12 protein-coding genes are annotated in these 12,286 nt (G+C 64.3%); 5 read left to right on the top strand and 7 right to left on the bottom strand.

All coding sequences use genetic code 11. The annotated features are described in order from the left end of the window. The first annotated feature begins 67 nt into the window (after positions 1 to 67). On the top strand, positions 68 to 625 hold the full coding sequence (locus AAFG16_RS20990; protein ID WP_283086161.1) for a cupin domain-containing protein: 558 nt from the start codon (positions 68 to 70) through the stop codon (positions 623 to 625). 21 nt (positions 626 to 646) lie between these two features. Here the strand turns inward: AAFG16_RS20990 and AAFG16_RS20985 are convergent, their stop codons facing one another. Continuing rightward, entirely contained in the window at positions 647 to 1,858 is a 1,212-nt protein-coding gene (locus AAFG16_RS20985; RefSeq protein ID WP_342740391.1) for a hypothetical protein, read from the bottom strand. Positions 1,859 to 1,860: 2 nt separating this feature from the next. Then, complete coding sequence (locus tag AAFG16_RS20980) at positions 1,861 to 3,228, bottom strand: amino acid permease (protein ID WP_283086159.1); 1,368 nt, start codon at positions 3,226 to 3,228, stop codon at positions 1,861 to 1,863. Positions 3,229 to 3,557: 329 nt separating this feature from the next. On the opposite strand from AAFG16_RS20980, the gene AAFG16_RS20975 reads away from it, so the two are divergent. Both AAFG16_RS20975 and AAFG16_RS20970 read left to right on the top strand, forming a co-directional pair. Next, positions 3,558 to 4,904, top strand: a complete 1,347-nt coding sequence (locus AAFG16_RS20975; RefSeq protein WP_283086158.1) for an alpha/beta hydrolase — start codon at positions 3,558 to 3,560, stop codon at positions 4,902 to 4,904. 230 nt (positions 4,905 to 5,134) lie between these two features. Next, a complete protein-coding gene (locus AAFG16_RS20970; RefSeq protein ID WP_342740390.1) occupies positions 5,135 to 5,461 on the top strand; it encodes a GrlR family regulatory protein in 327 nt (108 codons plus the stop codon). A gap of 17 nt (positions 5,462 to 5,478) precedes the next feature. Here AAFG16_RS20970 and AAFG16_RS20965 read toward each other — a convergent pair whose 3' ends face one another. From AAFG16_RS20965 to AAFG16_RS20955, 3 genes are all read right to left on the bottom strand, one after another. Further along, a complete protein-coding gene (locus AAFG16_RS20965; protein ID WP_027560045.1) occupies positions 5,479 to 5,856 on the bottom strand; it encodes a hypothetical protein in 378 nt (125 codons plus the stop codon). A 92-nt stretch (positions 5,857 to 5,948) separates the two neighbouring features. Next, positions 5,949 to 7,118, bottom strand: coding sequence for an MFS transporter (locus tag AAFG16_RS20960; RefSeq protein WP_342740389.1), 1,170 nt, complete (start codon positions 7,116 to 7,118; stop codon positions 5,949 to 5,951). A 73-nt stretch (positions 7,119 to 7,191) separates the two neighbouring features. Continuing rightward, positions 7,192 to 8,553 (bottom strand): hypothetical protein, encoded by a 1,362-nt coding sequence (locus AAFG16_RS20955; RefSeq protein ID WP_342740388.1) that lies wholly within the window; start codon positions 8,551 to 8,553, stop codon positions 7,192 to 7,194. 248 nt (positions 8,554 to 8,801) lie between these two features. Between AAFG16_RS20955 and thrS the strand changes: the two genes are divergently transcribed. After that, positions 8,802 to 10,844 carry a threonine--tRNA ligase gene (thrS, locus tag AAFG16_RS20950; protein WP_342740387.1) on the top strand — a complete coding sequence of 681 codons (2,043 nt, stop codon included), beginning with the start codon at positions 8,802 to 8,804 and terminating at the stop codon, positions 10,842 to 10,844. A 6-nt stretch (positions 10,845 to 10,850) separates the two neighbouring features. On the opposite strand, the gene AAFG16_RS20945 is transcribed toward thrS, so the two are convergent. Continuing rightward, positions 10,851 to 11,222 (bottom strand): transcriptional regulator, encoded by a 372-nt coding sequence (locus tag AAFG16_RS20945; protein ID WP_283086934.1) that lies wholly within the window; start codon positions 11,220 to 11,222, stop codon positions 10,851 to 10,853. A 10-nt stretch (positions 11,223 to 11,232) separates the two neighbouring features. Next, positions 11,233 to 11,535, bottom strand: a complete 303-nt coding sequence (locus AAFG16_RS20940) for a type II toxin-antitoxin system HigB family toxin (protein WP_342740386.1) — start codon at positions 11,533 to 11,535, stop codon at positions 11,233 to 11,235. A 135-nt stretch (positions 11,536 to 11,670) separates the two neighbouring features. Between AAFG16_RS20940 and AAFG16_RS20935 the strand changes: the two genes are divergently transcribed. Then, positions 11,671 to 12,234: a nitroreductase gene (locus tag AAFG16_RS20935; RefSeq protein ID WP_342740385.1), complete on the top strand. Its 564-nt coding sequence runs from the start codon at positions 11,671 to 11,673 to the stop codon at positions 12,232 to 12,234. Positions 12,235 to 12,286 lie beyond the last annotated feature (52 nt).

Below are 12,286 nucleotides of genomic sequence, written 5' to 3'. Positions count from 1 at the left end.
GCCGTCGGGCTGGCAGTCGGGCGGCATCTGTTGCAAAAGAAGCCCCAGCAGTTCGGGAGATTCATGCGTGCTTGACGTCAGCAAAGCGACAGCGGTCGGGGCCAATATCCGCCAGGCGCGGATTGCCAAGGGCCTGACGCTGGACCAGCTTGCCAAGCAGAGCGATCTCACGCGCGGCTACATCTCCCTGGTCGAGCGCAACCTGAAGATCCCTTCCCTCGCCGCGCTGCTGCGGATGGCCGCTGCGCTCGAAGTCAATGTCGCGAACTTCTTCGATCCGAACGCCGAGCCCGCGCCGCGCTACACGCTGTTCCGCCGCGAAGGCGGCAACGTCCCGCTGTTTCAAGACACGTTTGGTGTCGTGCCGCTGGCGACCGGCCGCACCCGCAAGATGATGGAGCCGTTCCTGCTGAGCCCGCCGCACAAGGCGGCAACGCGCGCCTCGCATGCCGGCGAAGAGCTGCTGTTCGTCATCAACGGCAAGATCGCCATCAAGCTCGATGGCGAGGAGCTGACGCTCGGCAAGGGCGATTGCCTGTATTTTTCAGGCGAGACCCCGCACGAGGTCAGGAGCCTCGGCCGACAGAAAGCGGAAGTGCTGGTCGTCGTGGCCCAGGCGCCCTGACGCCTGATTTCAGCAAACAGCCTAGCGGAACCAGAAGAAACGCCCGGGCGGCGGGATCGGCTCGGGCGGACGCGGCCGCTTCGGGCGCGGTGGTCTCGGCGGCGGCTCGACGAACGAGGTGGTCTCCGCGGCCGGCAAGGTCTCGCTGCCCGGCACCTTCACCGACAGCAGGAGGTTCGATTCATTCGTGCGCCAGCGATAGCCGACGCCGAAGTCGATCGGCTGGGCCCGCGTGAACAACTCGGCGTAGCGCTCCTGGTAGCGGCCGGGAAATTCGTCGATCGGTCCGAGATAGCGGCCGAACGGGAAGAACCGCCATTGCCGCGCGCTGTAGTTCGCAAGCGGAATGCCGGAATCGTCCTGGATGATGGTCGCGCTGTTGGCCAGCAGCCAGTCGCGCGCGACGGTGAAATTACCGGAGTGCAGCAGATAGGAAGCGCTCTTGAGCAGGCTGTTGCCGGGCCCGAGTGTCTCGCAGAACTTCAGGAAGCCCGCCGCCCGCGCGCTCGCGTTGGAGAGATCGGCGGAGAAATAATACAGCGTGCGCGCTTCCCCATCGGGGCCGGCAAAGGTGATGCGGACGCCGCGCGTCGCGTTCCGTCCCGGATTGTCGTTGCCGACGTGTATCCCGCCCTTGTCGTCGAGCGCGACCATCTCGACGTTGCGGATGGTCTTGCCGGAGCGCGCGAGGAAGACATAGAGGATCGGCAAGGTGCCGCTCACCTGGTTGGTGTGCAGGTCGACCTTCATATGCTTAGTGATGAAGAAGGAGAAGCTCAGGATCGAGCCGAGTGAGCGCTCGACATTGTAGAGGGCGGCACCGACCGAACCGCGCGGCAGCCGCGTCAAATCGGGCACGGCGCCGACCGGCTCCAGCGCGCCGAGCACATAGGTGCTCGCCTTGGAATAGAAGGCGTTGGCATAGAGAAAATCCGGGCCGCTGAACAAATAGAACATGGTCGGCCGGGGCGCGGCCAGATTGACGTCGGCCCAGCTCCGGATCTTCGAGAGCTGCCGCTGCTCGAGCTGGGCGAAGGCGCCGTCGAAGAATTTTGCGTGGCGTTGCCAGCCCGGGTCCCTCGTGAGCGGCACCAGCGGCGAATCCGCCGAAGGCTGCATGCCCGCAAGGAAGCGAGCGGTGTCGTCGAAGGTGACCTCGGCCGCACGCGCCGACGAGAAGGCCGCAGCCAGGAGGGCAAGAGCGACGGCCGCAAGTCTCATGGGTCGAAACATGTCTATTCGCGATTGTGTGACGTGCCAGCGGCGGCCGGCCGCCTGCGGAAAACAGCATAGATCAACAGGCCAGAGACCATGACGAGCATCCCGGCGAGCGACTGAATGGGCCGCTCGGTCAACAGGTAATACATCATGAACCCGGTCACGAGCAGGAAAACGAGCGGCGTGAACGGGTATCCCCAGGCGCGGTAGGGCCGCGGCAGCTCGGGATTGGTGATGCGCAGCTTGATGACGCCGGCGACCGTGAAGAACGAGCAGAACAACAGCGCGAACTGGATGAAGTCGAGCACCGCCTCGAAGCTGCGCGTGAACAGCAAGAGGGTCGCGACCGCGAGCTGAAACAGGATGGCATAGGCCGGCGCACCGCTGACCGATCGCTTCGAGAACACGCGCAGCGCCGGAATGTCTTCCCCCATCGTCATCATCACCCGCGGGCCGATCCACATCATCGCGCTGATCGAGGAGATCAGGCCGACGCAGATCATGGCTCCGACGATGCGGCCGCCGAGATGGCCGAAGATGGCGCGGCCGGCGACGCTGGCAACGTCGAGCTGACCGGCGAGCGCACTGACCGGCGTCGAGTAGAGGAACACGGCGTTGAGCGCGACATACAGCACCAGCACGATCAGCGTGCCCGCGAGCAGCGCGCGCGGCAGACTCTGCTGCGGCGTGTTCATCTCGCCGATGATGTAGGTCGCGGCATTCCAGCCCGAGAACGAGTACATCACGAACACGAGCCCGATCGCGAAGGGGGCGCTGACGATATGCGCGAGATCGCCCGGCTGAGGCGTGAAGGCAATCTGCTGCGGCACGCCGATGATGAAGCCGGCAACGAGGAAGGCAACGATCAGCACGACCTTCAAAATGGTCGAGATCAGCTGGAAGGTCGAGGAGTGCCTGACGCCGGTCAGTTGCACGAGCGAGACCAGCCAGACCACGCCGATGGCGAGCGGGATCGGCGGCAGATCGGGGATGACCGATTTGGCGTATTCGCCGAACGCCATCGCCGCCAGCGCGACGGGCGCCGCAAAGCCGACTGTCGCCGAGACCCAGCCGGCGAGAAAACCGAAGGCGGGATGATAGGCGCGGCCGAGGAAATTGTACTCGCCGCTCGAGCGCGGAAACATCGCCCCGAGCTCGCTGTAGGAGAATACGCCGCACAGCGCGACGATGCCGCCGACGGTCCACAGCAGCAGGATCGAGAAGCCCGAAGGAATGTCCTTGACCTGGAAGCCGAGGCTCGTGAAGACGCCGACCCCGATCATGTCGGCAACGACGATGGCGGTTGCGACCAGAGCGGAGACCCCCGACCCGCTTCCGGTCAGCCGGCCAGTCCAGGGCGCAGTACCCGCATCTGATGCCGTCATCGGGGTCCTTAAGCCTCAGGCGTCGCGCCTCCTGGGAGGCAGCGCGCAGATTGGTCCAGTCAATTCAAGCAGGGTTAACAAGGGTTAAATGAGGCAAACAAAATAGGTAATTCGGCACCTCTTATGCGCGGTCCTGGCGATAAACCCGTCTAAACACCGGGAAATCCAGCTTCCCTCCCCCACAATCAGGACACGATTGCATGGTCCTTTTGAGCGTTCCGGATGTGGGGAGTTTCTCCGGACGCTTAACGTCACCTAAACGCCGGTCGGCTCAATTGTCTTAAGCTTGCCGATTGACTTGACTTGAAGTGACTTGGGGTCATGGGTGGATGGTCGGGGCCGTTCCGAACGTGAGAGCTGACACGCGTGCCGATCGGACGAATTCCGGTCGGCACGGTCGTGCGCTCCGGATCGGCCTGGTCTCAGCTTTGGTGCCGCTCTTGCTCACGCTTGTTCAATGCGGCAGGGCCCCCAATCCGGCGGCGCTCGCGGCGAACTCGCAGGCCAATGTTCAGGTCAATCAGGTCGTCGCCAAGACCGGTCCGCAAGCCTCCAATCTGCAAGTTGCGAGCGGCGACACCTTCGAGGATCGCTTCCCTGCCCCGCAGTTCACGGAGCGCTTCCCCTCGGCGAGCGAGAGTTTTCTGCAACGGCAGATGTCGGACTTCTCGCCCAAGCGCGCGGTGCAGCAGCCGCCGCAGCCGGAGCGGGCTTCCTACAAGGTCGCCTCGCTCGAGCCTCAGGTCCCCTTCAAGCGCCCCGCGCGCGACGACCTGACGACGCTCGTCAGCATGAAGTCGTCGGCGTTCCCTTATTTCGGCAACAACCCCGCCTCCGATGCGCCGTTCCTCAACATCTCCAAGGGCGACCGCCGCGGCCACCGCAGCTATTCGGGGCGCGTCTACTGGCAGGATGAGACCTACAGCGACAGCCGCGTGCTGGTGCACGTGCCCGAGCATTTCGACGTGCGCAAGCCGGGCGTCATCGTGGTGTTCTTCCACGGCAATGGCGCAACGCTCGAGCGCGACGTCCGCGACCGGCAGCTGGTGCCGCAGCAGATCACCGATTCCGGTGCCAATGCCGTGCTGCTCGCTCCGCAGATGGCGGTCGATGCCGCCGATTCCAGCGCCGGCAAGTTCTGGCAGGCCGGCGGCCTCAAGCGCTTCATGGAGGAATCGGCGGGCCATCTCGCCCGCCTCACCGGCGATCCCGACAGCGCGCGGGCCTTCGCCAACATGCCGATCGTGATCGTCGGCTATAGCGGCGGCTTTTTGCCGACCGCCTGGAGCCTCGAGGTCGGCGGCATCAGCGACCGCGTTCGCGGCGTGGTGCTGCTCGATGCCGTCTATGGCGAGATGGACAAGTTCGCCTCCTGGATCGAGAGCCATCGCTCCGGCTTCTTCGTCAGCTCCTACACCCACTACACCGCACGGCGCGACCGCGAGCTGATGAGCATGCTCAGGCAGAAGGGCATCAGCGTCTCCGAGGACATGGACGGCCCCTTGCGTCCCGGCAGCGTGGTGTTCGTGGAGACCGGCGAGGGCATCACACATCGTGACTATGTGACGCGCGCCTGGACGCGCGATCCGCTCAAGGACGTGCTGGTGAAGATGTCGGCGACGCCGGCGCTCGCGCTCACGCGCGTGGCCTCCACCAATCCTGCACCGAGCCGCTAGCGCTTTCAAACAAAGCGGATACCGGTTCGCGTCAAGAAAACGACGTCAACATAGGAATTTGGAGATATTGCGCCAACCGGCATTTGGCTGCGCTGCCTGGAATTGTCTCAGGTGCTGATCAAAATGTGATGTTGATGGCCGAGATCCCCGGGGCGACACCGGATTGTTTCCGCTGGCAACGACCATAATTTGCCGGCGAGATTGCGATGGGAATATTGCGAGGACGGGCCGTGCGTCAGGGATTGTACAAGGTCGATTTCCACACCGTTCACGGAACCGGCTGCGGCGTCGTCTATGTGATGGAGGGTAAGATGCGTGGCGGCAATTCCGCCTTCGCCTTCATCGGCACCTACACGGGCGAAGGCGACAGCATCAAGGTCAAGATCGCGACCCAGCGCTACAACGACGACCCGGCCTTCAGGCCGCTGTTCGGCATCGACCGGATCACCCTGACGCTCGCCGGCCGCGAAGACGGCAGCACGGCGGAGTTCGAAGGCACCGCGCTGCAAGTGCCGGGCGTTGCCTTCAGGGCCGTCTTGAGCCGCATCAGCGATTAGCCGTCCGGCTTGCGGGCTCAGTTCTTGGGCAGCTTCGGAATGCTCTCGGCAAAACCGTTGAAGCAGGCCAGCCGCTCGTCCTCTTCCTTGAAGAAGCGGCAATCGGCGTAGCCCTTGGCCTTCGCCGGCTTCGGCTTCGGGGCCGGCGGGATCACCGCGTCGTAGCAGTTGAGGCGGTCCTTGGTGCCGTCGTCGATGTCGAGGCAGGCCTGGAGCCGGGCCGCGACCGATTGCGGCTTGCCCTTCGGCGCCGGCGCGGCCGTGGCGGCCGCCGTCTTGGTCCCTTTGGGCTTGACCTGCACCAGCGGCTTATCCCCCACCATGGGTGGCTTGTCGGTCTGCGCAAACGCGGAGGCTGAATAGAGCACCGCGGCAACCGCCAGAATCATCCTCATCTCAGTCAACTCTCTTTGGTCCCCATGACCGGCCTTCTAGCGCTCCGGCGCGCGGTTTGCCAAGCACCTTGCGCACAGGAAAACGCTGGAATTCAGGCCGCGGCGGCCGCCGCCGGCCGGGTCAGGACCACCAGGATCAGCGCCAGCACGACGAAACCGACAGCGACGAAGCCGAGCGCATGCAGCAGCTCGCGGGCGAACAGCAGTCCGCCGGTGGCGGAGCCGACCGCCTGGCCGATATAGAGGACGGAGGTGTTGAGCGCGACGGTCGCCGATGCCAGCGGTGGTGCAGCCGCGACCAGCCGCACCTGCTGCATCGAATTGGTCGAGGCAAAGCCGAGGCCCCAGATCGCCACCGCGACCGCCATCAGCACGAGGCTCCCCGCGCCGAGCGCCCAGCCCGTGATGCCCGCAAGCAGCAGGCACGTGAACAGCAGCGAGGTTCGGTAAGGCCCCCAGGTATCGACGATACGAGTTGCAATCACGACGCCGAGGAAACCGCAGACGCCATAGATGGCGAACACCATGCCGATCGCATCGGGGCTTGCCTCGGTCAGCTTCTTCAGCAGCGGCCCCATGAAGGTGAACACTACGAACTGCCCGGACATTTGCAGCATGGTGATCGCAAGCAGCAGCAGGATCGCCTTGTTGCGGCCGACCGCACGCCAGGTCTTCAGGTCGACCGGCACGCCCTTCAAGCCGCCCGGCAGGCGCAGCAGCAACAGCACGAAGCTGACGCAGCCGAGCACGCCGATCCCGCCATAGGCCGCGCGCCAGCCATAGCGGCTGGCGATGAAGGTGATCAGCGGCAGGCCGATGGCGGCCGCGAGCGACCAGCCGAGAAAGATATAGGCGATGGTGCTGCCACGCCGCTCGACCGGCACGATGATCGCCGCGGTGCCGGCTGCCTGCGGCGTATAGAGCGCGCCGACCGCGAGCATGACGAGGCGGATCACCAGAAGGCTGACGTAGTCCGGCGCAAAGGCCGAGGCGAGATTGCCAAAGGCGAGCACGGCGAGCGTCGTGGTGAGCAGCGTCCGCCGCTCGATCCGGCTGGTCAGCCACGCCGTCAGCGGCGAGCCGATGCATAGCGTGATCGCGCCGAAGGTGATCAGGAGCCCGGCCGCATGGATGGTGACGTCGAGCCCGCTCGCCAATTCCGGCAGCATGCCCGCTGGCGCCAGCACCGAGCAGCCGGTGACGAGATTGCCGAGCATCAGGGCGGTCGGCGCAAAGCGCCGGGCGGCGGGGGCATTTTCCATGCAAACGCATGTAGAGCGCCGCAACGCGAAATGAAAGGGTCGGGACGCCTGATTGCGCCCCATCACCGGTCATTCACTTCGGCGAGGCCGGCTGAGGCGGAGCATCTCGACGGACACCCACTACCCCTATCCCTTGGGCCGTCAGGGGTGACGGTGTGGGCCAGTTCGGCGATGCCGTCCACTTCACCGATGGAGGCGACGACGGCAATAGCGGTGCCGACGAGGGCAATTTGGGCGGAACGATCTTGGCTTGCGCGGTCTGGCATGCCCCCGCCAATTGGGTGGACGCCGGCTCGAGGCCCCGGGTCTCGATCTCGAAGAAAGTCGAAGTTGATTTGCCGTCCGGCAGCAACGCGTTTTGGCTGGCCCCCAGCCGCGGGACGGCAACCAGATCCTTCATCGCATCGGCCGTGATGATAGCCGTCCAGATCTCGTAGGGGCCGACGCGGACCGGGAGTCTTGCAAATTGCGGCGGCTTCGCCGCTCCGGCAACCATTGTCATGACCCTGGTGCCGCTGGCATCCTTGGCGAGCTCATTGGTAACCATGAGCCGGGTCTGCGCCTTGCCGCCGCACATGAAGCGCCATTCGAATTTCTGGAAGCCGCTCTCCGTCTTGACCTGGGCGATCTTCTGCACGGCCGGGCTCGGCGCCTTCTCGATGGCCCACGGCGTCTCGACGACGTTTCTGGTGTCGATCCGGAAGTTGTACAATTCCTGCCGTGTCAGGACGCGCATATTGTCCGGGCTGACGCTGTCAGCGAGCGTCATCACGTCGCGACTGATGCCCATTTCCTCGACATAGGCGAACGTCAGTCGGTCCGCTTCGGCGTGGGCCTTGGCGATGGCCTCCTCGCGGCGCACTTCGGTCACGTTCACCCGGAATTGCATGCCGATCCTTGCGCCGTGAACGGCCACCACCGCGTCCGGCGCAACCTCGCGCGTCAGCGCGCCGAACAGCAGGAAAGTGCAGGCAGAGCCGCACACCGCGCCACGGCTCGTGATGCTCGCGACGACCTCTTCGCGATTGGTCTTGATCAAGCTGCAGGCATCGTCCGTCTGGGTCCCCGGACAGGCATCGACAATCGTCCGCCCCACGCGCCCGACCGCTTTGCGGGCGCGAAGCAGGCGCCCGATCGCGAGCCCATCGCGCATCGCGCCGCCGGGGGAATTGAAGTAGATCGGCCGCTGGGTATCCTTTCGTTCGCGGAAGAAGCGCTCGACCCGCGCTGCCGAGCCTTCGTCGATCTTGCCCTCGATCGCGATCCAATGATCGCAGCCAGGCCCGCAGGAGTCCGGCGGCCCCTTCGCCGCATAGATTGCAAGCTGCTCCATGGGCTTTTCGGCGGGTAGTGCCGGCGGCGCAGCTCCCGCCGAATGCGCGAACAGGAGCGACGAAAACGCGAGCGCACAGCACAGCCCGACCCTGAATTTCATGGCACAACCGTGGCGACGACGGCCGCGCCGCCATCGCAAAATCAAAGGCGTTGAAAGCCTGAGCCTACACCGCGCCGTGCGACCGATGCATGACCGCGCCGGAAAAAAACAGCCTAACCGTCTGAATCGCCCCGCTGGCCGCCACGAATTTCCCGGAAATCCGCGATTGCGCCGCCCGAATCGCCTGCTATACGCTGCTTTCCGCTTACCTGCGCTCGTTCGCAGGAGTGAGCCTCAGGAGAAAAGCAATGTCCGACCAGCCCAAATCCGAGTCCGGATTCCAGTACAGCCTGTCGAATCTGAAGCCTGTGTCTCCCGCCGCCAAGGTCACCCTCACCTTCCCCGACGGCGCCCAGCGCCAGTTCGAGAAGAACATCACCGGCCTCGAGATCGCCAAGGGCATCTCGCCGTCGCTGGCCAAGCGTACGGTGGCGATGGCGCTCGACGGCGTGCTCGCCGATCTCAACGACCCCATCGAGGCCGACGCCAAGATCGAGCTCGTCAATCGCGACGACCCGCGCGCGCTCGAACTGATCCGCCACGACTGCGCCCACGTGCTGGCAGAGGCCGTGCAGACGCTGTGGCCGGGCACCCAGGTCACCATCGGCCCCGTGATCGAGAACGGCTTCTATTACGACTTCTTCCGCAACGAGCCGTTCACGCCGGAAGACTTTGCCGCGATCGAGAAGAAGATGCGCGAGATCATCGCGCGCGACAAACCTTTCACGAAAGAGGTTTGGGATCGCGAAAAGACAAAACAGGTGTTCCGCGACAAGGGCGAGGCCTTCAAGGTCGAGCTGGTCGACGCCATTCCCGGCAACGAGCCGATCAAGATCTACTACCAGGGCGACTGGTTCGACCTGTGCCGCGGCCCGCACATGACCTCGACCGGCAAGGTCGGCAATGCCTTCAAGCTGATGAAGGTGGCCGGCGCCTATTGGCGCGGCGACAGCAACAATCCGATGCTGACCCGCATCTACGGCACGGCCTTCGCCAAGCAGGAGGACCTCGACGCTTATCTCAAGCAGATCGAGGAAGCCGAGAAGCGCGATCATCGCAAGCTCGGGCGCGAGCTCGACCTCTTCCATTTCCAGGAGGAAGGTCCGGGGGTCGTGTTCTGGCACCCGAAGGGCTGGACCATCTTCCAGCAGCTAATCGCCTATATGCGCCGTCGCCTCTCCGGCGACTACAACGAAGTCAACGCGCCGCAGATCCTCGACAAGGTGCTATGGGAGACGTCGGGCCATTGGGGCTGGTATCGCGAGAACATGTTCGCGGCGCAGTCGGCCGGCGACGAGGCCGAGGACAAGCGCTGGTTTGCGCTCAAGCCGATGAACTGCCCCGGCCACGTGCAGATCTTCAAGCACGGCCTGAAGAGCTACCGCGACCTGCCGCTGCGCCTCGCCGAGTTCGGCGTGGTGCATCGTTATGAGCCGTCGGGCGCCATGCACGGCTTGATGCGCGTGCGCGGCTTCACCCAGGACGACGCCCACATCTTCTGCACCGAGGACCAGCTTGCGGACGAGTGTCTGAAGATCAACGATCTCATCCTGTCGACTTACGCCGACTTCGGCTTCACCGGCGATTTGACGGTGAAGCTGTCGACGCGGCCGGAAAAGCGCGTCGGCACCGATGCGATGTGGGATCACGCCGAGCGCGTGATGGCGACAGTGCTGCGCGAAATCCAGACGCAGAACAACCACATCAAAACCGAGATCAATCCGGGCGAAGGCGCCTTCTACGGGCCGAAGTTCGAATATGTGCTGCGCGACGCCATCGGCCGCGACTGGCAGTGCGGCACCACGCAGGTCGACTTCAACCTGCCGGAACGGTTCGGCGCATTCTACATCGACCATGACGGCAGCAAGAAGCCGCCGGTGATGGTGCACCGCGCGATCTGCGGCTCGATGGAACGCTATATCGGCATCCTGATCGAGCACTTTGCCGGCAACTTCCCGCTCTGGCTCTCGCCGGTGCAGGCGGTAGTCACGACCATCACCTCGGAAGGCGACGAATACGCCAAGCAGGTGCTGGAACAGGCGCGACGCGCAGGGCTGCGCGTCGAGATCGACCTGCGCAACGAGAAGATCAACTACAAGGTCCGCGAGCACTCGCTGGCCAAGATCCCGGCGCTGCTCGTGGTCGGCAAGAAGGAGGCCGAGACGCATTCGGTCTCGGTCCGCCGGCTCGGCAGCGACGGCCAGAAGGTGATGACGACGGCCGAGGCGATCGCCGCGCTGGTCGACGAGGCGACCCCGCCGGACGTCCGGCGGGCTCGCAGCGCCGTCTGACGGCGTTCAAGCGGCTCTATCTTGCCCGACTTTGATGAGGGACTCGGCAGGAATACCGAGCCCCTCATGCAACCGTCGGATCATGCTGAGCGTCAAGTCACGCCGCCGGTTGAGCACTTCGTGAACCCGGTTTCGGCTCCCGATAAAGGGAATCAGGTCTTTCGGCTGCAGGCCGCTCTGTTCCATATGGTACTTGATCGCCTCGACCGGATCCGGAAGATCGAGCCGATAGTGCTTGCGCTCCCACGCCTCGACCAGCGTCACGAGCACATCCAGCCGATCGCCCTCAGGCGAATTCCGGCGCGCACTCATCAACGTCTCGATCTCCTTGAGGACGCGGCGATAGTCCCGGTTGGACTTGATTGGCGCGATTTCCATCATAGGCCTTCTAAATGGTTTGCGCATCGATTGCGTCGTACTGCCGATGCGTTCCGACGAAGCGGATATGGACTACGCGGTATGGGTAGTTGATCCAGACCACGACGCGATATTTGTTGCCGGCGACGTTGAAGACGACGCGGCCATCCCTGAGGATGCTGGCGGTTCGGATGTCTCTCTTGACATCCGCGGGCTTGGCCCAATCGGCCTGCTTCACCTGCCGAAACCAAGCCATCAGGGGCTCGCGGGCGTCGGAGACCTCGCCAGCCCGATCGAGAAAAGCCTCAATCGTGCTGAGCGCTATGATCCTCATTCAACTCATCTTATCATAGTCCCAACCTGGGACCATAACTTTCTGATGCAGACCTCATAATCCCTCTAAAATCTCTTCCATTCGTCTTCTGCCAGGCCTATCTCCGGCGAGAACAGCAAGCCATGAGGACGCCCCGTGCCCGATGCCATCGAACTCCTGAAGACCCGCCGCTCGGTCAAGCCGCGCGAGATGACCGGGCCCGGCCCTTCGGCGGCCGAGCTCGAAACCATCCTCACCATCGGCGCACGCGTGCCCGATCATGGCAAGCTCGCACCCTGGCGCTTCATCGTCTTCGAGGGCGATGCGCGACAGCGCGCCGGCGAGGTGATTGCCAAGGTCTTCGCGCGGAAGAATCCCGGCGCGCCGGCGGCCGACGTCGAGACCGAGCGCAATCGCCTGACGGACGCGCCGCTGGTGATCGGCATCGTCAGCTTCACCAGGCCGCATCCGAAGGTGCCGACGTTCGAGCAGGAATTGTCGGCGGGTGCCAGTGCCATGAACATCGTCACGGCCGCGACCGCGCTCGGCTACGGCGCCTGCTGGCTGACCGGCTGGTTCTCGTTCGACCGCGACGTGCTGGACGGACTCGGCCTCAAGCCGGACGAGAAGCTCGCCGGCTTCATCCATATCGGCAAGCCGACCAGGCCGAGCGAGGATCGTCCGCGACCGTTCCTTTCCGAAATCGTGACGCGATTTTAATCGAAGGCTTGTTGACGGCTTCGACGTCTTGCGGCTTTGATCCCTCCCGCGA

The organism is Bradyrhizobium sp. B117 (genome assembly GCF_038969555.1).
GTDB lineage: Bacteria > Pseudomonadota > Alphaproteobacteria > Rhizobiales > Xanthobacteraceae > Bradyrhizobium.
Note: the sequence above shows the minus strand (reverse complement) of the source record. Positions and strands in the feature narration are given on the sequence as shown.